The organism is Streptomyces sp. NPDC031210 (assembly GCF_055570395.1).
In genome coordinates this window covers 153,674-177,998 of record NZ_JBVIHH010000001.1, presented here as the reverse complement: position 1 = coordinate 177,998, position 24,325 = coordinate 153,674, and the positions used below count along the sequence as shown (strand labels likewise).

19 protein-coding genes are annotated in these 24,325 nt (G+C 74.8%); 3 read left to right on the top strand and 16 right to left on the bottom strand.

The window, feature by feature from the left end:
• Nucleotides 1-15: 15 nt before the first annotated feature.
• The 3 genes from ACZ45Z_RS00835 to ACZ45Z_RS00825 all read right to left on the bottom strand — a co-directional run bounded on the left by ACZ45Z_RS00835 (nt 16) and on the right by ACZ45Z_RS00825 (nt 2,546).
• Nucleotides 16-921 (bottom strand): arginase family protein, encoded by a 906-nt coding sequence (locus tag ACZ45Z_RS00835; protein WP_468354048.1) that lies wholly within the window; start codon nt 919-921, stop codon nt 16-18.
• A 90-nt stretch (nt 922-1,011) separates the two neighbouring features.
• On the bottom strand, nt 1,012-1,563 hold the full coding sequence (locus ACZ45Z_RS00830) for a GNAT family N-acetyltransferase (RefSeq protein ID WP_468354046.1): 552 nt from the start codon (nt 1,561-1,563) through the stop codon (nt 1,012-1,014).
• A 59-nt stretch (nt 1,564-1,622) separates the two neighbouring features.
• Nucleotides 1,623-2,546 (bottom strand): DUF2867 domain-containing protein, encoded by a 924-nt coding sequence (locus tag ACZ45Z_RS00825; RefSeq protein ID WP_468354044.1) that lies wholly within the window; start codon nt 2,544-2,546, stop codon nt 1,623-1,625.
• 45 nt (nt 2,547-2,591) lie between these two features.
• Here ACZ45Z_RS00825 and ACZ45Z_RS00820 point away from each other — a divergent pair, with 45 nt between their 5' ends.
• From ACZ45Z_RS00820 to ACZ45Z_RS00810, 3 genes are all read left to right on the top strand, one after another.
• On the top strand, nt 2,592-3,200 hold the full coding sequence (locus ACZ45Z_RS00820; protein WP_468354042.1) for a TetR/AcrR family transcriptional regulator: 609 nt from the start codon (nt 2,592-2,594) through the stop codon (nt 3,198-3,200).
• Nucleotides 3,201-3,407: 207 nt separating this feature from the next.
• Entirely contained in the window at nt 3,408-4,595 is a 1,188-nt protein-coding gene (locus tag ACZ45Z_RS00815) for a cytochrome P450 (protein WP_468354040.1), read from the top strand.
• 35 nt (nt 4,596-4,630) lie between these two features.
• Entirely contained in the window at nt 4,631-4,825 is a 195-nt protein-coding gene (locus tag ACZ45Z_RS00810; protein ID WP_468354038.1) for a ferredoxin, read from the top strand.
• A 51-nt stretch (nt 4,826-4,876) separates the two neighbouring features.
• On the opposite strand, the gene ACZ45Z_RS00805 is transcribed toward ACZ45Z_RS00810, so the two are convergent.
• The 13 genes from ACZ45Z_RS00805 to ACZ45Z_RS00745 form a co-directional block, all read right to left on the bottom strand.
• Nucleotides 4,877-6,754: a CocE/NonD family hydrolase gene (locus ACZ45Z_RS00805; protein ID WP_468354036.1), complete on the bottom strand. Its 1,878-nt coding sequence runs from the start codon at nt 6,752-6,754 to the stop codon at nt 4,877-4,879.
• 96 nt (nt 6,755-6,850) lie between these two features.
• Nucleotides 6,851-8,185: a M20/M25/M40 family metallo-hydrolase gene (locus ACZ45Z_RS00800; protein WP_468354034.1), complete on the bottom strand. Its 1,335-nt coding sequence runs from the start codon at nt 8,183-8,185 to the stop codon at nt 6,851-6,853.
• A complete protein-coding gene (locus ACZ45Z_RS00795; protein ID WP_468354032.1) occupies nt 8,178-9,011 on the bottom strand; it encodes a M55 family metallopeptidase in 834 nt (277 codons plus the stop codon). The genes ACZ45Z_RS00800 and ACZ45Z_RS00795 overlap by 8 nt, the downstream gene beginning before the upstream one ends.
• 83 nt (nt 9,012-9,094) lie before the next feature.
• A complete protein-coding gene (locus ACZ45Z_RS00790) occupies nt 9,095-9,262 on the bottom strand; it encodes a hypothetical protein (protein WP_468354030.1) in 168 nt (55 codons plus the stop codon).
• Nucleotides 9,263-9,468: 206 nt separating this feature from the next.
• Nucleotides 9,469-10,266 (bottom strand): thioesterase II family protein, encoded by a 798-nt coding sequence (locus ACZ45Z_RS00785; protein ID WP_468354028.1) that lies wholly within the window; start codon nt 10,264-10,266, stop codon nt 9,469-9,471.
• Entirely contained in the window at nt 10,263-11,117 is an 855-nt protein-coding gene (gene fabD, locus ACZ45Z_RS00780; RefSeq protein WP_468354026.1) for an ACP S-malonyltransferase, read from the bottom strand. The genes ACZ45Z_RS00785 and fabD overlap by 4 nt, the downstream gene beginning before the upstream one ends.
• Nucleotides 11,114-11,683, bottom strand: coding sequence for a flavin reductase family protein (locus tag ACZ45Z_RS00775; protein ID WP_468354024.1), 570 nt, complete (start codon nt 11,681-11,683; stop codon nt 11,114-11,116). Before ACZ45Z_RS00775 ends, fabD begins: the two co-directional genes overlap by 4 nt.
• Nucleotides 11,683-12,732: a MupA/Atu3671 family FMN-dependent luciferase-like monooxygenase gene (locus ACZ45Z_RS00770; protein WP_468354022.1), complete on the bottom strand. Its 1,050-nt coding sequence runs from the start codon at nt 12,730-12,732 to the stop codon at nt 11,683-11,685. Before ACZ45Z_RS00770 ends, ACZ45Z_RS00775 begins: the two co-directional genes overlap by 1 nt.
• Before the next feature lie 83 nt (nt 12,733-12,815).
• Nucleotides 12,816-14,072 carry an MFS transporter gene (locus tag ACZ45Z_RS00765; protein ID WP_468354020.1) on the bottom strand — a complete coding sequence of 419 codons (1,257 nt, stop codon included), beginning with the start codon at nt 14,070-14,072 and terminating at the stop codon, nt 12,816-12,818.
• A gap of 14 nt (nt 14,073-14,086) precedes the next feature.
• Entirely contained in the window at nt 14,087-15,673 is a 1,587-nt protein-coding gene (locus tag ACZ45Z_RS00760; RefSeq protein ID WP_468354018.1) for an amino acid adenylation domain-containing protein, read from the bottom strand.
• Nucleotides 15,674-15,741: 68 nt separating this feature from the next.
• Entirely contained in the window at nt 15,742-19,299 is a 3,558-nt protein-coding gene (locus ACZ45Z_RS00755; RefSeq protein ID WP_468354016.1) for a beta-ketoacyl synthase N-terminal-like domain-containing protein, read from the bottom strand.
• Entirely contained in the window at nt 19,296-22,832 is a 3,537-nt protein-coding gene (locus ACZ45Z_RS00750; protein ID WP_468354014.1) for an amino acid adenylation domain-containing protein, read from the bottom strand. Before ACZ45Z_RS00750 ends, ACZ45Z_RS00755 begins: the two co-directional genes overlap by 4 nt.
• On the bottom strand, nt 22,829-24,289 hold the full coding sequence (locus ACZ45Z_RS00745; protein WP_468354012.1) for a condensation domain-containing protein: 1,461 nt from the start codon (nt 24,287-24,289) through the stop codon (nt 22,829-22,831). Before ACZ45Z_RS00745 ends, ACZ45Z_RS00750 begins: the two co-directional genes overlap by 4 nt.
• Nucleotides 24,290-24,325 lie beyond the last annotated feature (36 nt).

Here is a 24,325-nt window from a genome sequence, read left to right as displayed (position 1 = left end):
CGCGGCCACCTGGGGTCAAGGTCGCGCAAAGACACTCTCCAGGAGGTCGGCGAGCAGCGCGGCGCCGGAGCCGTCGGGGTCGCGGTCCGGGTCGTAGATCGTGACGTCGATGCCCACGCAGCGCGGGGACGCGGCCAACGGGGCGAGCAGTGCGCGGAGTTCGTCGGTGAGCAGGCCGCCGGGGTCGGGGCTGTCGACGGCCGGCATGACGGAGGGGTCGAGCACATCGGCGTCGAGGTGCAGCCAGAAGCCGTCCAGCGGGGACTTCTGGAGGTGGCGGAGCGCCTCGCGGGCCACCTCTCGCGGGCCGCGCCGGCGGATCTCCCCGACGGCGGTGTGGCGGATGCCGAGGGCGGCCAGCTCCGGCTGGTCCTCGTCGTCGTCGCGGAGCCCGAGGAGCGATACGTCCTCGTCGCGTACGTACGGCCGCAGGCCGTCGAGGTCGGTGAGGTCGGGCTGTCCGCGCCCGGTGATCTGCGCGACGCCCTCGCCGGCCGCCGCGCCCAGCGGACCGGATACCGCCGTGTTCCCGGGGTGGCGGAAGTCGCCGTGCCCGTCGAGATACGCGACGCCGTACCGTCCCAGGCGGCGCAGGGCCACCACGGCACCGAGCAGGATGCTGCAGTCGCCGCCGAGCAGGACGGGGAAGTCGCCGCCGCGCAGGTGCGCTTCGAGGCGCCGGGCGAGTTTGCGGGTGTAGGCGGCGAGGGCGGCGGCGTTGAAGTCGCCGTCGCCCTCCCGCCACCGGCCCGGGTCGTAGCGCGGTGCCACCACGACGCCGCCCTCCCGCGCGCCGAGCCGCCGCAGCAGGCCCTGGTCGCGCAGCGCGCCGGCGAGTTTGTAGCAGCCGGGAACGGTCCCGGGCGCGGGCGGGCGCAGTCCCAGGTTGGACGGGGCGTCGATCAGCACGGTACGGCGCATGGCCCGAGCGTAACGGAGCGTGCGCGGAGGGAGGTTGACTTTTCGCCTGGGGCACGGCCGCCGGGCGTCCGCCGGGTCGGCCCGGGCCGCTCACTCCGCCGCGGTGGGGACCATCTCGCTGGTGAGCGCCCATCGCTCGTGGTCGCGCCAGGCGCCGTCGACGAAGAGGAAGTCGGGTGAGAAGCCTTCCAGGCGGAATCCGGCGCGTTCGACCAGCGCGACGGACCGCAGGTTGGCCGGCTGGATGTTGGCCTCCAGCCGGTGCAGCCCGAGCTTTCCGAAGGCGTGCCGGATCGCCAGCCGCAGTCCCTCGCCCATCAGTCCGCGGCCGGCCGCGGGCGCGAAGGCGCCGTAGCCGATGGCGCCGCAGCGGAACGCGCCGTGCACGATGTTGTTGATGGTGAGGAAGCCCGCGATCCGGCCGCCGTCCGTCTCGCAGATCAAGAAGCCTTCCCGCGACGGGCCCTGGAGCGTGCGGAAGTAGGTGTCGTAGGCGGCGTCGGTGTCCGGCGGGAACAGCCACGGACGGTGCAGCGTCGCGCTCTGCCGCGCCAGCGCCGTGAATTCGGCGCGGTCGCCGGCGGTGAAGGGCCGGATGCCCACCCGGGGCCCGCGGGCGAGGTAGCGGTCGTTTGTGGTCATCGCCAGAGCGTACGGAGGCGGGGCCGCGTCCGGCAGGAAGGGGCCCCGCGCGCCCGGGGTCAGCTCACCTGCCCGTAGCCGGAGTCGTCCGCCGCCCGCCGCCATTCGCGTTCCCCCGCGCTCGGTGCGGCCAGCGCCAGGCGGCGGTGGGTGCGGCGCAGCATCGTGCGGGCCATGAAGGGGTGGGCTCGGCGTACGACGGCGAAGTAGAGGCGGCCGCCGACGTGGTGGGTGCGGACGACGGTGCCGAGCGTGACCCGGTCGTCCTCGACCAGGAGGGAGGCGCGGAAGTCGAGGTGCCGGGCGTCCTGGCCGAGCAGGATCTCGCCGTCCGCGCGCCCGAGGACGGGGAACGCCGCGCCGCGCAGCACGCCCTCCCAGGCCCCGGGGTCCCGTGGCATTCCCGGCAGCAGCGGCATCTGCCAGGCGTCCTGGAAGTCGGTACGCGGGAAGGCCGCGCGGGCCAGCCGTGCGCCGGCGGGGAGGTCGACGGCCTTCGCCCGGCTCGCTTCCAGGCGGTTCACCAGGCGGACGCGGGCCGTCCGGCGGACGGGGGCGCGGACCCGGCCGGTGGTGGCCCGTTCGATGTTGTCGAAGAGTTCCTCGACGACCGTGCCGTGGACCGCCCGGATCGCCAGTATCCACAACAGCCGCCGGGCGCCGCGGAGTTCGCTTTCCAGGACGTGTTCGACGCGGCAGCGGTCCGGGCCCAGGGGCCGCACGGTGACCTCGTGGTGGCCGGCGGGGCCGGGGTGGAAGTCGAAGCGGATCCGGCGGCCGGGCTCGTAGGCGCCGACGCGGTAGCGGACGAAGCCGTGTCCGCCGTCGGCGCCGACGCCCAGCGGGCGGTCGAAGCGCATGGGGGGCCAGGCGGGTGCCGGGAAGAGTGGGTCGTCGTCGGCACCGAGCCGGTCGATCAGCGCGCCGACGGTGTCGGCCGGGGCCGGGATGGTACGGGCGTGGACGTCGCGGACCATGGTCATCGAACACCTCCATACGGTGGCGTATGTTTCACCGTACGGTACCGTATGGTCATGGCGCGACAGCGAGCGAGGGAACCCGGCGACGGCGGTGCGCGACGGCGGCTGACCGCCCGGGACTGGGCGGACGCCGCACTGGCGGCCATGGGCGAGGGCGGCGGGCTCGCGGCGGTGGCCGTGGAGCCGCTGGCGGCCCAACTGGGCACCACCAAGGGCAGCTTCTACTGGCACTTCGCCAACCGTGAGGCGCTGATCGAGGCCGCCCTCACCTGCTGGGAAGAGAGCGGCACGGAGGCCGTCATCAGCGAGACGGAGGCCGAACCGGACCCCGAGAAGCGGCTCCGCGGACTGCTCCTGCGGGCCACCGACGCCGCCGCGGAGGATCCGCTGGAGGTGTCGCTGCTGGCCACCGCCGCCCATCCGAAGGTGGCGGCCGCGCTCGCCCGGGTGACCGAGCGGCGCGTCGGCTACGTCGCCGCGCTCTTCGCGGAGCTGGGGTTCCCCGAGGCCGAGGCGCGGCGCCGCGGCCTGCTGGCGTACACCGCCTTTCTCGGGCACACCCAGTTGACCCACGCGGTCCCCGGAGCGCTGCCGGCCGGCGCCGGCCGCACCCGCTACCTGGACTCGGTCCTGGAGACGCTGCTGCACCGGGCGTGAGGGCGCTCCCGCGCGGGGCTCGGCGCCGGCGCCCGGGACGGCGGACATTGGCCGGTCTGCGCGTAGACGCGTCAGGTGTATACAGCATGAAGTGGAGACCGGCGCGCCGGAGTTGGCGCGCTTTGCCCGTCAACGCGTCCGGTATCCGCACCCTTCCCGCACCCTCGCACACACGAGCACCTCAGGCCCCTCGCACGGGAGGCGTTCATGCCCGAAGCCCTCTCCTTCCCCCAGGACCGCACCTGTCCCTACCACCCGCCGGCCGGTTACCGGCCACTGCGCGAACAGCGCCCGCTCGCACGCGTCTCCCTCTACGACGGCCGCACGGTATGGGCGGTAACCGGCCACGCCGAGGCGCGGGCGCTGCTGGCCGACCCACGGTTGTCCTCCGACCGGCAGGACCCGGCGTTCCCCATACCCTTCGAACGCTTCGAGCGGATCCGGCACGTGCGGACCCCGCTGCTCGGTGTGGACGATCCCGAGCACAACACCCAGCGCCGGATGCTGATACCCAGCTTCGGCCTCAAGCGGATCGCCGCGATGCGGCCGGAGATCCAGCGCGTCGTCGACGACCTCATCGACCGGATGCTGGCCCAGGGGCCGCCCGCCGAACTGGTCTCGGCGTTCGCGCTGCCGGTGCCCTCGATGGTGATCTGCTCGCTGCTCGGCGTCCCGTACGCCGACCACGAGTTCTTCGAGGAGCGCTCCCGCCGGATCCTGCGCGGCCGCACGAGCCAGGAGGCGGAGGAGGCGCGCCTGGAGCTGGAGGACTACCTCGGCGCGCTGGTCGCCCGCAAGGAGAAGGAACCGGGCGAGGGGCTGCTGGACGAGCTGATCGCGGAGCGGCTGCCGACGAGCGACCTGGACCACGGCGAACTGGTCGGGCTGGCCGTGATTTTGCTGGTCGCCGGCCATGAGACCACCGCCAACATGCTCTCGCTCGGCACCTTCACCCTGCTCGAACACCCCCGGCAACTGGCGCGGCTGCGCGCCCGGGAGGAACTGGTGCCGGCCGCGGTGGAGGAACTGCTGCGGTTCCTGTCCATCGCGGACGGCATGCTGCGGGTGGCGAAGGAGGACATCGACGTCGGCGGACGGACCATCCGGGCCGGCGAGGGAGTGGTGTTCTCCACGTCCCTGATCAACCGCGACGACACCGCGTACGCCTCGCCGGACGAGCTGGACCTGGGGCGCTCCGCCCGCCACCACGTGGCGTTCGGCTTCGGCATCCACCAGTGCCTGGGCCAGAACCTCGCCCGGGCCGAGATGGAGATCGCGCTGCGCTCGCTCTTCACCAGGATCCCCGGTCTCCGGCTCGCCGTGTCGGCGGACGAGATTCCCTTCAAGCCGGGTGACACTCTGCAGGGCATGATCGAACTGCCTCTGACGTGGTAACGGCCGCGAAGGCGGCGGACCGGAAGGATCGCGGAATGCGCATCACGATCGACAAGGAAAGCTGTATCGGCGCCGGCCAGTGTGCCCTGACCGCGCCGGGGGTCTTCACCCAGGACGACGACGGTTTCAGCGCGCTCCTGCCCGGCCGGGAGGACGGCGCGGGCGACCCGCTGGTGCGCGAGGCCGGCCGCGCCTGCCCGGTGCGGGCCATCACCGTCGCGGACGACTGAACCGCCGGGGTTCGGTCGCGGGGGACCGAGCGCCCCCGCGACGGACGTCCGCTACCGGAGTGCGCCGCCGGTGACGGGAAGCTCCAGGACGCCCGTGTCGCCCGGCGCGCTGGTGACCGTCACGGGCTTGATCCCGCGATTGCCCGCGTAGGCGCTGTCGCTCGCGGCGATGACCAGACGCAGCCGGTGCCCCGGCGCGTAGCGGTGCACGATGCCCGGCAGTTCCACGGTGAACTTCTGCGTCACGTCGGGCACCCGGGCCGGCGCCACCAGCCGGTGCACCAGCGTCTTCGTGCCGTCCGGCGCGACGTCGAAGAGCTTGGCGAACAGCACCAGCTTGTCGGCGGCGTCCGGGGAGTTCTGCGTCCGCTCGGTCTTCGGCGAGTTGACCTTCAGCGTCACCCGGGGCGCGCCCACCACATCGAGGGGCTCGCCCGTCACGGGAGCCGACGTCCAGTCCAGGTAGGTGCCCGCGGCGTCGAACGGATCGGTGTCCGGCAGGCCGAGCAGTCCGTTCAGCGAGGTCTCGGAGTGGCTGGTGGGCATCAGCATGTTGCGGTACGACCGGCTGCCGGGCACCACCTGCGCGGGCTGGGCGACGAGCTTGCCGTCACCGGAGAGGTACAGTCGCCGGCTGCCGCCCACCGGGAAGCTCGCGGAGGTGGCGTAGGGGCTCCGGCCGGCCTCCCAGTCGCGGTAGTAGGCGAAGGCCGGGCCGGTGTCGGTGGAGGTGCGCCGGCGCAGATAGCGGTCGAACCAGGCCAGGATCCGCCGGCCGACGTAGCTGTCGTCCAAGTTCCCCTGGGAGAGGTTGAGTTCGCCGGCCGGGGGGTTCTTCAGCCCGGCGCTGTGGCCCCAGGACTGCCAGATCATTTTGGTGACGGTGCCCTGGCCGGAGAGGGTCCGGTAGGTGGCGGCGGCCTCGTTGAGGTTGAACAGGGTGTCGGCCTGGCCCTGGACCAGCAGCGTGGGCGCCTTGACCGACTTCAGATACGACACCGGTGAGACGCTGCGGAGGTAGCGGTGCATCGCCGCCGTCTCGCTCTGCGGGTACCTGCCGGAATTCAGCAGCCTCTTGGTGGTGCAGGCCCCCACGACGAAGTGCAGACAGCCGGGGCCGCCGGCCTGGCTGCGGCTCAGGCGCGGGTGGATGAGGCCCTGGGCCTCGCCCAGGAGGAAGAACCCGTTCGTCCACTGCCACTTGTAGGCGCCGGGCACCGTCGCGGAGACGCCCTGGCGGGGCCCGGTGTTGTTGGGGTCGAGGGCGTAGGAGAGGTCGTTCCAGGTGATGAACGGGACCAGCGCGTCGAGGCGGTGGTCGACGGCGGCGGTGGCCATCTGGATGGCTCCGCCGTAGGACCCGCCCATCATGCCGACCCGGGGGTCCTCGCGCGCGTCCTTGGTGACGTAGTCGACGCGGGTGCCGTCGTCGGCCGCCCGGGTCCCGGCCAGGAAGTCGAGGAGCCGGCTCGCTGCCGCGCCGTCGATGCGGGGGTCGTCGAGGGAGATCGGGCAGCCGGTCGCGCCGAAGCCGAGCCCGGAGTAGGCCAGGGCGACATAGCCTCGGGAGGCGAACGCCTTGGCGATGACGTCGGTGGAGCCGTCGGCCTTGCTGCCGCCGAAGCCGTTGGTGGTCAGTACGGCGGGCGCCGGGTGCGCCGCGTCGACGCCGGCCGGGCGGTAGAGGTCCGCGTCCACGGTGCAGTCGCGGTCACCGGCCCGGACGGTCACCTTCAGCGAGGTGACGGTGTACGGATCGGCGGCGGTCGCCGGGGCGGGGGCGGACAGCGCCAGGGGTGCGGCGAGGGCGGTGCCGGCCAGCAGGGCGAGAGCCTTGCGTGGGATGGGGCGGGGCACGGCTCGGGACACGCTGGGCACGCAGACCTCCACAAGGACACTCGTACCAACCAGTCGGTAACGGCGCCTCATGCTGTGACACACGTAACACGAAGTCAACGATCCCGGCGCGCGTCGCCGAGAGAACGTCAGTTCAGTGCCGTCCCAGCCGCGCTGCGGAGCCGGCCGTCACGCGCGGCGCAGGAAGTGGTCGAGTACCCGGACGCCGAAGTGCAGCGCCTCGACCGGCACGCGCTCGTCCACGCCGTGGAAGAGGGCCTGGTAGTCGAAGCCTTCGGGGAGCTTGAGCGGGGAGAAGCCGTAGCCGGTGATGCCGAGCCGGGAGAACTGCTTGGCGTCCGTGCCGCCGGACATGCAATACGGGACGACGTGGCCCCCCGGGTCGAAGTGTTCGATCGCGGCGCGCATCGCGGCGTACGCCGGGGAGCCGACCGGGGCCTGGAGCGCGACCGCGCCGTGGTGGTACTCCCAGTTGACCTCGGGGCCGGTCAGCTCGTCCATGGTGGCGCGGAACTCCGTCTCACCACCGGGGACGACGCGTCCGTCCACGTAGGCGACGGCGCTCCCCGGGATCACGTTGACCTTGTAACCGGCCTCCAGCATCGTCGGGTTGGCGCTGTTGCGGACGGTCGGCTCGACCAGTTTGGCGGACGGGCCGAGCTTGCTCAGCAGGACGTCCACGTCGAAGTCCGGGGCCTCGACGTCGACGTCGATGGCGTGCAGCGCGGCCAGTTCGCGCAGCGCGGCCACCACGGTGGGGGTGAGGCGGACCGGCCAGGTGTGGGCGCCGATCCGGGCCACCGCGGCGGCCAGCCGGCTGACGGCGTTGGCGTCGTTGACCTTCGAGCCGTGGCCGGCCCGGCCGTGGGCGGACAGCTTCAGCCAGGCCGTGCCCCGCTCCCCCGCCGCGATCGGGTACAGGCGCATGCCGCCGCCCGCGTGGAAGGTGAAAGCGCCGGACTCGCTGATGCCTTCGGTGCAGCCCTCGAACAGATCGGGGTGGTGGTCGGCCAGAAAGCCCGAGCCGTCGTCGGCGCTGGCCTCCTCGTCGGCGGTGAAGGCCAGCACGATGTCCCGCCGCGGCCGCACGCCGGTGCGGGCCCACTGGCGGACGGCGGCGAGCACCATCGCGTCCATGTTCTTCATGTCGATGGCGCCGCGGCCCCAGACCACGCCGTCGCGGACCTCCCCCGAGAAGGGGTGCACGCTCCAGTCGGCCGGCTCGGCGGGCACCACGTCCAGATGGCCGTGGACCAGGAGGGCGTCGGCGGCCGGGTCGGTGCCCTCGATGCGGGCGACGACGTTCGTGCGGCCCTTGGTGCGCTCCAGCAGGGTCGGTTCGATCCCCGCCTCGGCCAGCCGCTCGGCGACGTATTCGGCGGCCGGGCGCTCCCGGCACGCGCCGTCGCCGGCGTTGGAGGTGTCGATGCGGATCAGATCGGAGGTGAAGCGGACGACCTCGTCGAGGGCGCGCTCGTCAACCGGTCCGGTGTGCTCAGCCATATTGTTCCTCCACCGCGGACGAGACGACGGTCGTGACCGTCTTGAAGCACCGGATGGCCTCGTACATGTTCTGACCGGTATACCCGACGCGGCGCTCCGCGCGGCGCTCCACGCCGGGCACACAGGTCGCCGCGCCCACCAGATGCTCGGCGTCGAACTCGATCTCGAACCGGAACGGGCCGCTGTGGACCGGTTCGTGGCGCACCGCGAGCGGCGTGGCCGCGCGGGCCGCGGCGCTGATGTCGGCCGCCGTGCGCGCCGGGGGCCGGCACACCGCGGCGTAGCGCGACACATAGTCCTTGACCGCCACCGTGGGCGCCTGGGGGGCGTAGCCCTGGGCGTCCTGGCAGGTGCGGTCGTCTCCGGTGACCAGCACGACCGGCACGCCGTACTCGGCCGCCAGGAGAGAGTTGAGATAGCCCTCGCCGGCCCGGGTGCCGTTCACCCAGACGCCGGTGAGGGAGTTGGCGAGGTAGGTGTGCGCGAGGACGCCTTCGGTGCCGGCGCCGGTGTGGTAGCCGACGAAGGCGATGCCGTCGACGTCGCCGTGCTGGACGCCCTCGACCATGCTCAGTGCCTTGTGCCGGCCGGTGAGCATCCGCGCCCGCTCGTCGAGCTCCTCCAGCAGGAGGTTGCGCATCGACCAGTGTGCCTCGTTGACCAGCACGTCATCGGCTCCGCCGGCGAAGAAGCCGGCGATGGCGGCGTTGACGTCGGAGGTGAACAGGTGGCGGCAGCGCTCCCACTGCGGCGTGCCCGGCAGGACGTCGCCGGGCCACGTCACGCCGGTGGCGCCCTCCATGTCCGCGGAGATGAGGATCTTCACAGTTCACCGGCCCCTCTCGCAGGTAGGCGGCCCACCACCCTAGCGAGGGCGGTGCCGGGCACCCGGACCGGGCGTGCCTTCGCTCATGATCCGGCGTATTTCCCCAGGTCACTGGCCTTGAGGGCGGCGTTGTCGTTGATGCCGACGACATAGCCGTCCGGGTCGCGGAAGTAGACATCCGCCGGCCGTTGTGGTCGGAACGCGACGCTGACCGCGGTGTCGTTGACGCTCAGGCACGGTGCGAACGGCATGGTCTTCTCCCTCGGCGGGTGGCGGACAGGAGCCCGTGGGCGGGCGGGGGTCTCTTGCCCGGCGGCCGGTGGGGGCCGTCGACGCGGTGGTCTCCTTTCTCCGCCCGGCGCGGCCGCACCGCATGCCGGGAGCCGCCGCCCGGGTGAGACAGCCCGCGCCGGCCGCGTCCTGAGGTCCGCCACCCGCCGCCGGCGGAAGCGACCGGTCAGGCCATGGCCGTACGGATCTCCGTGACGATCCGGGCGACGACGGCGCCGGCCCGGCCGTCGAAGTAGAAGTGCCCGCCCGGGTAGAGGTGCTGCCCCAGCGGCCGCTGCGCGCCGTCGTCCCACTCCATGAGCGCGTCGGGCACGACGACAGGGTCGTCCTCGCCGCCGAACAGCGACAGCGGGACGCGGATCTCGGAACCGACGGCGCGCGGCTGCCACGTCCCGACGACGCCGAAGTCGGCGCGCACCCGGCCCGCGAACACCGCCCAGAGGTCGTCGTCATCGACCACGGCGGCGGGCACACCGCCCATCGCCCGCAGCGTGGCGCGCAGTTGACGGTCGGGCAGCAGGTGCGGTGACACCTCGCCGTGGCCCGGCGGGTCGTAGGGCGCCCCGCAGGCCGAGACGCCCAGCCAGCACGGCTCGGGCAGTCGGTGTTCGGCGAGCCGGGCGGCCATCTCGTAGCCGATCAGCGCGCCCATGCTGTGCCCGAAGAGCGCGAACGGCCGGTCGCGCAGCGCGCGGGTGTCGTCCAGGAAGAAGGCCGCCAGTTCCCCGGCGCTCTCGCAGGCGGGCAGATGAGAGAGCTGACCGCGGCCGGGCGCCTCCAGCAGGCACACCTCCCAGTCGGCGGGGAAATGCTCCACCCAGTCGGAGAAGACCAGGTGGGAGCCGGCCGCGTGGTGCAGCAGGAACACCCGCAGCGCGGGGTCGGCGACCGGCCGCGGACGGATGACGGAGGTGTTCCCGGGCGCGGGCGCGACGCTCCCCGGCGGGAGCGGCCCCGCGCTCATGCCGCCACCCGCTCACGGCGGATGGCGCGCAGCATGCGGGTCAGCACGGTGCTGCCGGCCGCCTCCTGGAACTCCGCGCCGGCCGCCAGCAGTTGCTCGACGGTCTGCCGCCACAGGACGGGATGGTCGATCTGCTCCAGCAGCACCGACGCGATCTCGTGCTCCTCATACGGCCGGGCGTGCCGGTTGGCGATGACGGGGAAGGCGGGCGCGCGGAAGCGGGCCGCCCGCACGGTGGGCGCGAACTCCTCGACGGCGGGCGCCATATGGGCGGTGTGGAAGGGTCCGCCGACGTCCAGTCGGCGCACCAGCCGGGCCCCGGCGTCCAGCAGGACGGGCGCGGCCGCCTCCAGGTCGGCCAGCGGCCCCGCGATCACCGTCTGGTCGGCGGTGTTGAAGTTGGCCGCCGCGACCCGCGCGAAGCCGGCCCGGCGCAGCACCAGCCGCAGCACCGCGTCGTCCAGGCCCACCACCGCGGCCATGCCGCCGCCGGTGACGCGGGCCATCGCGGCGGCCCGGGCCGCGACCAGCCGCAGTCCGTCGCCGAAGCCGAACACGCCGGCCGCCTCAAGGGCGTTGTACTCCCCCAGGCTGTGGCCGATCGCGACGTCGGGAGGCCCGTTCTCGGCCAGCGTGGCGCGGTAGCCGAGGGCGTTGACGACGTAGAGCGCGGGCTGGGTGCGGTCGGTACGGCCCAGTTCGCCGTCCGGGTCCTCCAGGCACAGCCGCCGGAGGGAGTAGCCGAGGATCTCCTCGGCCTCGGCGGTCAGGTCCGGGAACGCGTCGAACAGTTCCCGGCCCATGCCGACGTGTTGTGACCCCTGTCCGGGGAACATCAGGGTGCGTGTCATGCCAGGGCGGTCCTCGCGGTATCGGGGGCGGGCAGGAGGCTGCTGTCGCTGAAGAGCAGCGCGGGGCGGTCGGACAGGACGGCGAAGTCGTCGACGCGGCCGAGGACGACGGTGTGGTCGCCCGCCGGGAAGGCGGACTCGACCGTGCAGTCGAAGGAGGTGACTCCTTCGGTGAGCACCGGCGCGCCGGACCGCGGCGCCGGCAGCCATGGCCGGCCGGCGAAGCCCGCGGCGCCGGAGGGGCGGGCCGGGTCGGCGAACCAGCGGGCGTCGTCCGCCTGGTGGGCGGCCAGGACGGTGGCGGCGAAGTGGCCTCCGCGCAGGACGAGTTCGCGCAGCCGGGAGCGTTCGCCGAGGGCCACGAGGATCATCAGCGGATCCATGGAGGCGGTGGCGAAGGCGTTGACGGTGGTGCCGTGCGGGACGCCGTCGGTCAGGGTGGTCAGGACCGTGACGCCGGTGGGGAAGCGTCCCGCGGCCCGCCGGAAGCGCCGGCGCGCGTCGTCGTGCCGCTCCGCCCCCGTCCGGGGCGGGGCGGCGGCCGGTGTGCCGCGTCCGGCGCCCATCAGGCGCTCAGCTTCCGCAGCGCGTTGAGGTGGTGCAGTCCGTCCAGGACGACGTCGCCCGGCAGGCCGAAGTCGATGAGGCACGCGACCTCGTCGACGCCGAGGCCGGCCAGCCGGTCGACGACGCGTGCGGCCTTGGGGACCGTGCCCAGCAGTCCGCCGTCGTCGTAGTAGCGGTCGAAGGCCCGGTCGACGAGGAAGTCGACGTCCTTCTCGCGGAGCTTGGCGGGATCGATCCGCCGGGCACCGGCCGTCCGAGACCCCAGCAGCAGCCCCAGCGAGCTGCGCAGATACCGCCGGAGCGGCCCTTTGACCCGTTCCTTGACGGCTTCCTCGTCGGTGCCGAGGAAGGTGTGCACCATCAGCGCGACATGGCCGGGGCGGCCGTCGGCGCCGGGCCGGGCGGCGTACGCCTCACGGTAGGCGGCGATCTTCGCGGAGAGGTCGTCCAGGTCCTGGCCGAGGAGGTGGGTGAGCACGCCGGCGCCCAGCTCGCCGGCGGCGCGGAAGGTCTCCACACCGCCCGCGCTGGTGATCCACAGCGGCAGGCTCTCCTGCACCGGGCGCGGGTAGACACGCACCTTCTTCTCCTCGCCGACGCCGTCGCGGACCGCCATCTCCTCGCCCCGCCACAGGGCGCGCACCTGCTCGGCGGCGTCGAACATGACCTGCCGCCGGTCGGCGTAGGACTCCGGGCGGAGCGCGAAGTCGACGGCGTGCCAGCCCGAGGCGAAGGCCAGGCCGACCCGGCCGCCGGAGAGGTTGTCGACCACGGACCACTCCTCGGCGATCCGCAGCGGGTGGTGCAGGGGGGCGACGACGCTGCCGGCCCGGATCGCGATCCGGTCGGTCACGGCGGCCACGGCGGCGCCGGTGACGGCCGGGTTCGGGTAGAGGCCCCCGAAGGGGTGGAAGTGCCGTTCGGGGGTCCATACGGCGGCGAAGTCGTTCTCGTCGGCGAAGCGGGCGCCCTTGAGGACAAGGTCGTACACGCTCCCGCCCGCCGACTCGCTGCCGTCGTCCCCGAAATAGAACAGGCTGAAGTCCATCTGAAGTCTCTCTGCGGAAGGGGTGGGTGGTGGCCCGGTGCGGCGGGCCGGCGGTCACCGGGCGGTGCGCGCGGCTCCGGGCGTCAGGCCGGGACCTCGTGGGGGTGCGCCGCCCGGGCCTCGGGCAGCGGTCGGCGGCTGCGCTGGGCCCAGCGGGCGACGGCCGGGGTGGCCAGTCCGCCGGCGAGGAGGACGGCGCCGAAGACCAGCCAGCCGGGGCGCCCCCAGCCGATGAGCAGGGCCGTGGTCAGCATCGGCGTGATCGCCGAGCCGACCCGCTGGGTGAGGCCGAACAGGCCCTGGTACTGGCCGTGCGCGTGCGCGGGCGCGAGTTCGTACGACAGCGCCCAGGAGCCGGCGGAGTGCAGCATCTCCCCGATGACCTGGACAAACGCGCCGGCCAGCAGACAGACGGCGGCCACCCACGCGGGCTGGCCCGCGGAGAGCGCGAACACGCCGCAGGACAGCGCGAGCAGGACGCCGGATCTGCGCATCGCGCGGGCGCCGCCCGCCACGTCCTCGGCGCCGCGGCTGAGCCGGACCTGGAACAGCACGCACATCGCGGTGTTGAGGAACATGATCGCCGCGTAGACGGAGACCGGGGCGTGGGTGCGGTCCGCGATCCAGATCGGCAGGGCGGCGGTCAGCAGCGCGTCCGTGCCCAGCACCAGCACGGCGTTGAGCACGGACACCGCCAGATACGGCGCGTCGCGCAGGACATGCCGGTCCTTGTGCCCGGCGGGCGCGGTCACCGGCGTCATGGCGGGCAGCGCCAGGCAGGTCAGGCCGCCGGCGGCGAACAGGGCGCCGGCGGTGAGCAGCATGACGGTGTAGACGGTGGTGGAGTCGGCGGTGAGCGCGACGCCGCCGAGCAGGGTGCCGCCCGACAGGCCCACGTTGATCACCGATTGGAGATAGGCGCGGGCGCGTACGCGCTCCTTGGGCGGCAGGGCCTCGGCGATCAGCGCGCCGCGCGCGGCGGTGCTCGCGGAGTCGGCCATGGCGGCCAGGCTCACCACGACGAGGAAGCCGGCGAAGCCGCCGGCGACGGCGTAGCCGCAGACCAGCGCGCCCTGGACGACGCCGAAGACGATCGAGGTGCGGCGCGATCCGAGACGGTCCGAGAGCTGCCCGGCCGGGATGCTGACCAGCATCGCCAGCACCGCGGAGACGGTCAGCCCGAGGCCGACCCGTTCGGCGGGCACGCCCACGGAGCGGATGAAGTACAGGACGCTGACGGACAGCAGAAAGCCGTTTCCCACGGTCCGGGCCAGGTTGCTGACGGTGAGGATCCGCACGACCCCGGGCGGGGGCAGCACGGCGCGAAGTATCGGCCTCATGGTTCTCCTCCCCTCTACGCGGCGGCGGGATCGGCGGTGAAGCGGCGGCGCAGCGCCGGGCGGTCGATCTTCCCGTTGGGGTTGAGCGGCAGTTGGTCGAGGTGGGTGAAGCGGCGCGGCACCATGTGGACCGGGATCCGCTTGCGCAGCCAGAGCATCGCCTCGGTGGGTTTGATCTCCTCGCCGGTGTAGCAGGCGACGAGTTCGGTCTCGCCGTTGCCCGGTACGGCGACCACCACGGCCTGGGTCATCGCCGGGTGTCTGCGCATCGCGGCCTCGATCTCCCCCAGTTCGACGCGGTAGCCGCGGATCTTGACCTGGTTGTCCAGCCGGCCCAGGTGGACGAGGTGCCCGTCCTCGTGGCGGACCCGGTCGCCCGTGCGGTAGTAGTGCTCGGCGGTCAGCGGCGTGGTGCCGGCGTAGGGTTCGGCGCGGCCGCGGGCGGGGTCGAAGTGGACGAAGCGGCCCACGTCGTCGGCCGGGTCGAGGTAGCCGTCGAAGCGCTGGGAGCCGCGTACGCACAGCTCGCCGTCGGCGGCCGGGCGGCCCTCCTCGTCGAGGATCAGGGAGTCGAGGAAGGGGTAGAGCGGGCCGATGGGAACGGTGCCGTTGGAGGTGGCGGGCCAGTCTTCCCGGTCGCGGGGGAGGCGGAACTCGGTGCAGGCGACGGTGAGTTCGGTGGGCCCGTAGACGTTCTCGATCACCGCGCCGGGGGCCACCTCGCGCCACGCCTCGGCCTGCCGGGTGGTGAGCTGCTCGCCGATGAAGATGCCGTACCGCAGCCGGGTGACCAGGCCGGTGGGCAGGTTGCCGAGGCCGGCGGTGACGGAGACCAGCGAGGGGACCGAGAACCAGTGGGTGATGCCGCGGTCGACCAGATAGTCGACGGGGGTGAGGAGGTCCGAGCGCCGGGGGACGACGAGGGTGGCGCCGGCGCCCCAGGTCACGAACAGGTCGAAGACCGACGGGTCGAAGGTGAGGTCGAAGGTGTGGGAGACCCGGCAGCCGGGGCCCACGGCGAAGCGGGCGATGTTGTGGGCGATGTAGGGCGCCAGGTTGCGGTGCCGGATCGGTACGCCCTTGGGGCGGCCGGTCGAGCCCGAGGTGAAGAGGATGTAGGCGAGGTCGACGGGGGTGGTGCGGGGGGCGGCCGGGGCGGTGTCGGGTCCGTCGGCCGCCTCGGCCAGCGGGGCGTCGGCCAGGGCGAGGACGGCCCCGTCCGGGAGGGCGTCGAACGCGGCCAGTTGGGGAGCGCCGGCCTCGTCGGCCAGGAGGACCTCGGCGCCGGCGAGGTCGTACACGGAGCGGTTGCGCCGGGCGGGGTAGGCCGGGTTGAGGGGGGTGACGGTGGCGCCCAGGCGCAGGGCGGCCAGGTAGCCGGCGAAGGCGGCCAGGCTGCGCGAGGCGAGCAGCGCGATCCGCCGCGGGGCGGTGCCGTGGGTGCGCAGGATCCGCGCGGCCAGGGCGTTCGCGCACCGGTCGAGCTGCCGGTAGGTCAGGGTGTGGTCGCCCACTTCCAGCGCGGTGGCGTGCGGGTGGCGGTCGGCGGAGCGGGCGAACCACTCGTGCAGGGTGCCGGCGGCCGGGTCGGTGTCGGTCATGGTGATCCTTGCGGGGTGGGGCGGGTAGTGGGTCCGGGGGTGTGGGTGTCGTCCGCGCCGGGCGGGGCTCAGCCGGCGACGGGGCCCCGCAGCTCGGCGTGGGCCGGGTCGCGCCTCAGCAACTCGGCGTGGGCCGGGTCGCGGCCCAGCAGCTCGGCGTGGGCCGGGTCGCGGCCCAGCAGCTCGGCGTAGGCCGGGTCGCGGTCGGCGGCGAAGGCCAGGGCGCGGCGCAGGCGCTCGCCGGTCGGTGCGGGGTCGAGGCCGTGCCGGTCGAGCCAGGGCTGCCAGGCCCGGGCCTCGGGCCGGGCGCCGCCGAGGGTGTCGAGCCGCTTGGGGGCGAACGGGTCGAGGGCGGGGTTGTCCGTCTCCAGGGCCCGCAGGGCCACCGCCCGCTGCCAGTGCCGCAGCGGGACGGGCCGGTTGCCCGCTCCCGTCGTGGTGAGCAGGGCGCACAGTTCCGCCACGGTGTGGGTGCGCGCGCCGACGAGGTGGTAGGCGCGACCGACCGACCCGGGGGCGGAGAGGAGTGCGGCGACGGAGCGGGCGACGAGGTCGACCGGCGCCACGGCCACCGCCCGGTCGTCCCGGGGGTGGCCGCCGGTCGCCAGCGCGCCGGCCAGCAACTGCCACAGCGGCTCGGCGGGATCGCAGGCGCCGGTGGTGGTCGCGCCCAGGAGCAGGCCGGTGCGGAAGACGCGTACCCGCATCCCGTCCTCCTCGGCCCGCTCCAGCAGCCGCTCGCCGACCCAGGTGGCGGTGGCGGCGCCGCCGCGTGAGTCGTCCAGCGGCTGACGGCGCTCCTCGGGGAGGGTGTCGCCGCCGAGGGCGGTGCCGCAGGCGGACAGCGGGGCCAGGAAGCCGATGTCGTCGATGCCGTGCGCGCGCATCCAGCCCAGCAGGCCGGCCAGCGGCAGCACGGTCGATCCGCGCAGGTCGCGGTAGGTCTCGGAGCCGCCGGGCCGGGGCGCGGTGAGGACGACCCGGCCGATGCGTTCGGCGAGTTCGCCGTCGCGGTGGTGCGCGCACAGTGTGCCGAGGTCGGCGCGCGCGCCGGGGACGGCGCAGGCCCGCGCCGGGTCGGGCGGGGGAAGTCCCAGCGCGGACGCGGCGGCCCGCAGGCGCTCGCGTCCGCTGTCCTCGTCGGGCACCGGCAGGACGCAGTACACCCGGTCGCCGGTGGCTTCGAGCAGCTCGTGCAGCAGGAAGGTGTCCAGCGGCCCGGAACCGGCCACCAGCAGCGTGTCGGAGCCCCGGCCCGGCCCCTTGGCGGCCAACCGGCCCAGCGGCAGGCGCAGATCGGCGTCGATCAGATCCGTCTCGGTCGGCTCGGCCGGCGGCGCGGCGGCGGCGGTCTCGTCCGGGGCGGTCGGCGCCGCCCGCCGCTTCATGGTGTGGACGATCTCCGCCATCCGGCGGACGGTGGCCTGGCCGCCGCCGGCCCGGAAGACGTTGACCGCGACGCCGTGGCGGCGCTGTACGGCGGCCTCGACGCGCATGGCCGTCAGCGATTCGCCGCCCAGGGCCCCGAATTCGTCGTCCGGGCCGAGGGTGGGGACGCCGAACAGGTTGCGCCACACCTCCAGCAGGTCGGCCTCGATCTCCTCGCGCGGGCCCGGGCCCGCCGGGGGCGCGGCCTCGCGCGGGGCGGGTGCGGGCGCGGGCGCCGGTGCGGGCGCGGGCGCCGGTGCGGCGGCGGGCGCGGCCAGGGGCGGCAGCCGGTCCAGTGCCCAGTAGCGGCGGCGGGTGAACGGGTAGGTGGGCAGCGGCACCCGGCGGCCCCGGCCCTCGGCCAGGACCTGCCAGTCCACGTCGGCGCCGTGCAGCCAGGCGGCGGTGACCGCCTCCTCGACCCGCTCGGCGACCTCGGACGCGTCGAGCCCGCGCGGGTCCAGCGCGTAGCGGCCGGGCTCGTCGGCGCCGGGACCGAGCAGGATCCGGAAGCGGTCGGTGGCGCCGTCGTCCCCGCCGGCCGTGGTGGTCTCGGTCCGTCCGCGGAAGGCGGCACGCAGCCGCTCCAGAAGGGCGGGCGGCGGCGGTGGTTCCTCTTCCGGGAGGACCAGGCGGGCCCCGCGTACGGGTGGCGGCGTGGCCGGGGCGGGGCGGCGCAGGGCGGTGGCGAGGCGGTCGGCGGGGGCGGTGACCACGCGGCGGCGGGCGAAGGCGGCCCGGCCGACCCGCAGGGTGTGGGCGGCGTCCGCCGCGTCCACCGCGCCCCGCTCGAACTCGGCCGCCAGTCGGGCGGCGAGCGCGTCGAGTTCCTCGTCGGTCCTGGCGGAGAGCACCAGGCGGGTCCGGTCGCGGGGCGGCGCGGCGGGCCGGACGGGCGGCGGTGGCGGGCCGAGCACGACGCTCGCGTTGGTGCCGCCCAGGCCCATGGAGTTGACCAGGACGTAGCGTTCGGCGTCGGTGGTGCGGCCGGGCTCGGCGGAGATCCGGAACGGGCTGTCGGCGAGCACGCCGGGGCTGCGCGGCCGCTCGAAGCCGGGGTGCGGCGGCAGTTCGCCGGTGCGGGCCACCGCGACCGCCTTGATCAGACCCGCGATGCCGGCGGCGGGCCCGCAGTGCCCGATGTTGGCCTTGACCGAGCCGAGCCCGCAGTAGCCGGTACGGCCGGGCGCGGGCCGCAGGCCCTCGGTCAGTCCGCGCAGCTCGATCTGGTCGCCGAGCGGCGTACCGGAGCCGTGCGCCTCGACGTAGCGCAACTGTGCGCCGGTGACACCGGCGACCTCCAGCGCGGTGGCGACCACGTCGGCGAGTCCGGAGGGGCTGGGGGCGGTGAAGCCCGAGCGGTCGGAGCCGTCGTTGCCGACCGCGGAGCCGTGCAGGACGGCGAGGACGGGGTCGCCGTCCTGGAGGGCGTCGGCCAGCCGGCGCAGGGCCACCACGCCGACGCCGGAGCTGAAGGAGGTGCCGGTGGAGCGGGCGTCGAACGGGCGGCAGTGGCCGTCCTTGGAGGCGAGTCCGCCGGCGTGGTGGCGGTAGCCGAGCACCGGTTCGTTGACCGCGGCTCCCCCGGCGAGCGCCAGGTCGCATTCGCCGGACAGCAGGCTGAGGACGGCGTAGTGCACGGCCGTCAGGGAGGACGAGCAGGCGGTCTGCACGCCGACGGACGGCCCGCGCAGGCCCAGTTTGTACGCCACCCGGGACGGCAGGAAGTCGCCCAGGCCGCCCAGGTGCAGCGCGATGTCGTCGACCGCGCCCAGCACCCCGTCCGCCCGGGCGCGGGCCACTTGGAGGGCCGCCATGTAGGTGCTGGCGCTGCCGCCCGCGAAGACGCCGGTGACCAGGGGGCCGCCCGTGGGGGCATGGCCGGCCGCTTCCAGGGCCTCCCAGCACACCTCCAGGAACAGCCGCTGCTGCGGGTCGGTGGCTTCGGCCTCGGTGGGCGAGTAGCCGAAGAACTCGGCGGCGAACTCCTCGGCGCCGTCCAGGACGGCGGCCGTGGTGACGTAGTCGGGGTCGGCGAGCGTCGTCCCGGGCAGGCCGGCGGCCCGGAGCGCCGCGGGGTCCAGGGCGCGGAAGGAGACCCGGCCGGCGGCGATGTTGGCCCAGAACTCCTGGGGGGTGCGCGCGTCGGGAAAGCGGCAGCCGATCCCGACGACGGCTATGGCGGTGTCGTCGCTCATGTGCCGTTCTCCGTTGTGTCCGTGGCGCGCCGGGCCCGGCCGAGCAGCCGGCCCCGGCCCGCGGACGGCTCCTCGGGACGGCCCGTCCCGGCCGCCGCGGCGGGCGCCTGGCCGGTGAGCAGTGCGGCCTGGGCGAGGATCGTGCTGTGCTGGAACAGGTCGGCCGCCTCCAGCTCCCGGTCGGTCAGGGCGGAAAGCTGCTCCAGCAGGACGATCAGCAGCAGGGAGTCGCCGCCCGCGTCGAAGAAGTTGACGTCGTGGGCGACCGCGTCGACGTCCAGCACCTCCCGCCAGGCCGCGGCGACCTGCTCGGTCGGGTCGGCCGGAAGAGGCGCGGCGGTGCGGTCGGTCGGGTTCGGGGCGGGCTGTGCGTCGGTGAGCACGGGGGCCTCCACATCGTGGGTGAGAGCGGTCGCGGCGTCGGCCAGCCCGGCCAGCAGCGCGTCGGCTGTGGTGGCGTCGAAGAGGGCGGTGGCGTACGCCAGGGAGTAGGTCAGGCGGTCGGAGCCGCCGAGGGCGGTCAGCTCCAGCTCGTACTTGAGCTTCAGGCCGGGCGGGGTCAGATAGCGCGTGGTCAGGCCGGGGCCGAGGGCGGGCGGGCGGGGCGGCTCGTCGACGGCGTCGACGTACACCGGTGTCACGGCGGGCCGGCTGAGGTCCCGGCCGGGGTGGAGGTCGGCGGCCACCGCGTCGAACGGGGCGTCGGCGTGCCGGTAGGCGGTCATCGCGGACCGGCGGACCCGGTCCAGGAGGGTGCGCCAGCTCGGCGCGCCGGTCAGATCGACCCGGATGAGGAGGGTGTTGACGAACATGCCGACCGTGTCGCCGTCGGCGGCCCGGTCGCGGCCGGCCCAGGGGAAGGCGAACAGGAAGTCGCGCTGGGTGCCGTGGCGGGCGAGGGCGGCGGCGAGCAGCGCCGCGGTGGTCATGAAGGTCGTGCAGCCCAGTTCGCCGGTGATCTGCCGCAACTGGGCAGTGTGTTCGCCCGTCAGGCGGACCTCGCGGGTGCCGGCCGCCACCGCTTGCACGGCCGGCCGGGGGCGGTCGCGTGGCAGGTCGATGTCGGTGGGCGCGCCGCGCAGGGCCGCCAGCAGGTCCTGAAGGCCGTCGCCGTCCTGGGCCGGCGGGCGGGTGTGGGGGCGGGGCGCGGGCGGCGGGTCGGGATTCTCGCCCCGGAGCCGGGCGCGGTAGTGGTCGGCGAGTTCGTCCATGACCAGGCGCAGTGACCAGCCGTCGGTGACGAGGTGGTGCACTCCGTAGACCAGCAGGGTGCGCTCCCGGTCCACGGCGATGACCTCGCCCCGGGCGGGCGCCTGCCGTGCCAGGTCGAACGGCGCCCAGCAGGCCCGGATCAGATGCTCGGTCAGCCGCTCCCGGCTCCAGCCGGTGGCGTCGAGGAGGACGACCTCGGGCGGGGGGCCGTCGGTGGTGTGGACGACGCGCCGGGCCCTGGCGTCGAGGGTGAAGCGCGAGCGCAGGCCGGGGTGGCGGGCCAGGACCCGGGCGAACGCCTCGCGCAGCGCGGCGCGGTCGGCCGGCCCGTCGATCGCGACGACGCTGGGGGCGAGATAGGCCGCGCGCAGCCCCGGGATCCGGTCCATGAACCACAGCCGCTGCTGGACCGGGGTCACCGGGAGGGGGCCGGTGGCGGGGCTGTCGCCGTCGTGGGAGGCGCTCTCCGTACGGGCGTCGGCGGTGCCTGCTTCGAGAGCGGCGGCCAGGCCGCCGACCGTGGGGTCGGCGAGGAAGGTGCGCAGGGGCACGGCCACTCCCCCGTCGCGCTCGGCGGCGGCCAGCAGCCGCACGGCGAGGAGTGAGTGGCCACCGAGGGTGAAGAAGTCGGCGTCGGGGCCGAGTTCGGCGGGGTGTACGCGGCTGCCGCCCTCGCGCGTGGCGTCCAGGAGCTCGGTCATGAGGGCGGCCACCCGGAGCTGGCGGGGGGTGAGGGCCGCGGGCTTTTCCTCGCCGCGGGGCAGGGGGCGGCCGCGCAGGGCGGCCAGGGCGGCGAAGTCGGTCTTGTCGTTGGAGGTGCGCGGGAGCGAGGCGACGGCGTACACCTCGGCGGGCAGGACGGCCGCGGGCAGCCAGCGCAGCAGCGGCCGGACGACCGCCTCGTGTGTCAACTCCCCGCCTTCGTCGGCGGGTTCGACGTAGGCGAGCAGCCGGGCCGGGGAGCCGGTGGCCTGCACGGCGGCCTGGGCGACGGCGGGGTTCTCCTCGATCAGCCGGCGGACCTCGTTCGGTTCGATCCGGTTGCCGAGGATCTTGACCTGGTCGTCGGCACGGCCGAGGTACTCCAGTTGGCCGTCGGGCCGGAGCACGGCCCGGTCGCCCGTGCGGTACATCAGGGCGCCCTCGTGCGCGGCGTACAGGTCGGGCAGGAACGCCTCGGCGGTGCGGTCGGGACGGCCGAGGTAGCCCAGGGCGACGCCGGTGCCGGCGACGTACAGCTCGCCCGGTACGGACGGCGGCAGTTCCTCGCCGTGCGGACCCAGCACGTAGGCCCGGGTGTTGGGGAGCGGCCGGCCGATGGCCGGGGCCCGGTCGTCGTCCGGTTCGATGACGGCGCTGGTGCTGTTGCAGGAGGCTTCGGTGGGCCCGTAGACGTTGCGGACCTCGCTCTGCCAGCGGCGCGCGCAGTCGGCGGCCAGGCGGCGGGGCAGCGCCTCGCCGCCGCAGTAGACGACCCGGAGCGTGGTCGGGGCGCCGGTGTCGGCGTCCAGCACGGCGTGCAGCAGGCTGGGCGTGACGGAACCGGCCACGGTCGCGCCGCGCGGGCCGCGTACGAGTCGGAGCAGGGCGGGCGGATCGCGGCGTTCGACGTCGTCGGCGAGGACGAGGGTGGCGCCGGCCAGCAGCGTCTGGAAGACGTTGAAGGTGGCCGGGTCGAAGGCGGTGCCCGCGGTCAGCAGCAGCCGGTCGGACGGGCCGAGGCCGCAGTCGTCGGCCCACCACAGGGCGGTGTTGAGCAGGCCGCGGTGCGGCACCAGCACGCCCTTGGGGCGGCCGGTGGTGCCCGAGGTGTAGATGACCACGGCCGGATCGTCCCCGGCCACGGCGGGCCGCGGCAGCGGTGCCCGCCCGTCCGCGAGCGCGCGGATCTCCTCCAGCGGGACGGGCTTGACGCCGGTGTCCAGGCCGCGCAGCAGCGCGGCGCCCTCGGCGTCCACCAGTGCCCAGGACGCCTCGGTCTCGCGGAGGATGAAGGCGATGCGGGCGGCGGGGGTGTCCATCGCCAGCGGTACGTAGGCCGCGCCGGCGCGCAGCGCGCCGAGCCAGCCCGCCACCAGCGCCCCGCCCCGGGCGCACAGTACCGGGACGTACGTGCCCGGGCCCGCGCCGAGCGCCCGCAGGGTGTGCGCCACCGCCCGCGACCAGCGGTCCAGCTCCCCCCACGCCAGGTCGTCGCCCGCGCAGGTGACCGCGGTGGCCCGCCGGTCCATGACGGCGAACCGTTCCTGGAGCAGGTCCGTGACCGTGGGCGCGGCCGGCGGCGTGTCGTGCGTCGCCCGCCGGTACGTCGTGGTGGTCATGCGCGCTCTCCCTGTCCCGCTCCCGCGGGCGCCGCCGCGGTGAGCCGTTGTCGGTACTCCGCCACCAGGTCCCGGTCCGCTCCGCGCAGGACCGTGGCGGGCGGCCGGCCGGCGGGCCGGCGGGTGAGCGGCAGGTCGCGGAGCGCGGCCTCCGGGTCGGCGAGTGCCGCCGCGAGCAGCACCTCGACGTTCTCGGCGAGCAGCCGCGCCTGGTGCGGGGTGTAGCGGTCGCTGTCGTATTCGACGGTGGCGCGGATGCCGCCGGGGACGTACTCCAGCACCAGCGTGACGTCGAGTTTCGCCGTGCCGGTGGGCAGCAGTTGGGGCGGTGCCCACCGCGGTCGCTCCCCGAGTCGGGGCGCCGGCATGTTCTGGAGGACGAAACCCACGCTGACCAGCGGCCCTTCCTCCCTCGGCCGTTCGGCGCCGGCCAGCGCCGTCAGTTGCTCGAAGGGCAGCCGCTGGTGGGACAGGGCGCGGAAGGACTCGCCGCGGACGTCGGCGCACAGGTCCGCGAAGGTGCGGCGGGGGTCGGGCCGGCAGTGCAGCGGGACGGTGTTGACGAAGAAGCCGACGAGGTTTTCGACGGCCGGGTGCGGGCGGTTGGCGGCGACGGTGCCGAGCAGGAACTCCTCCTGGCCGCTCCAGCGCTGCACCACCGCTTGGAAGGCGGCGAACAGCACGACGAAGGGTGTGGCGCGGATCCGGGCGGCGAACCGGTCGACGGCGCCGCCCAGTTCGGCGGGCAGGTGGCGCACGTGCTGGTCGCCGCGGCGTTCGCCCTCGGGCACCGCCCGGCGGGCCGGCGGGGAGCCCAGGGCCAGGTCGCCGGGGACGGGCAGCAGCCGCGCGACGCGCTCGGCGACCCGTTCGCGCAGGGCGGGGTGGGCGGCGATCTCGCGGTCCCAGCGGGCGAAGTCGGCGTACTGCACGTCGGGGTCGGGAAGCCGCGGTCGGTCGCCGGTCAGCGCCTGCTCGTAGGCCGCGGCCAGGTCCTCGTACAGCGGCGTGAGGGACCAGCCGTCGACCGCGATGTGGTGGACGACCAGGAGCATGGCGTCACCGGCGGCGCCGTCCCGCCACACCACGCAGCGCAGCGGGGGCGCCGCCGCGAGGTCGAAGGGCGCGCGGGCGTGCCGGGCGAGGGCGGTGTCGGTGGGCGGGCCCGCGAGGACCTCGACGGTCACCGGCCGGGGCGGCCGCACGTACTGGACCGGACGGCCCTCGCGCAGGCCGTAGGTGGTGCGCAGGACCTCGTGGCGGGTGACGACGGCGGTCAGGGCGCGGCGGAGCGCGGGGACGTCGATCGGTTCGTGCCACCGGGTCAGCAGCGGCACGTTGTAGACGGCCGAGCCGGGCGCGGCGGCGTCGATGAACCACAGCCGCTCCTGCGCGCAGGACAGGGGTGCGACGGTGGCCGCCTGGCGGATCAGGGGCGGGGCCGGGAGCTGCGCCATCATGCCTTCCTCGGTCGTCGGACGGGGTGCGGGGAG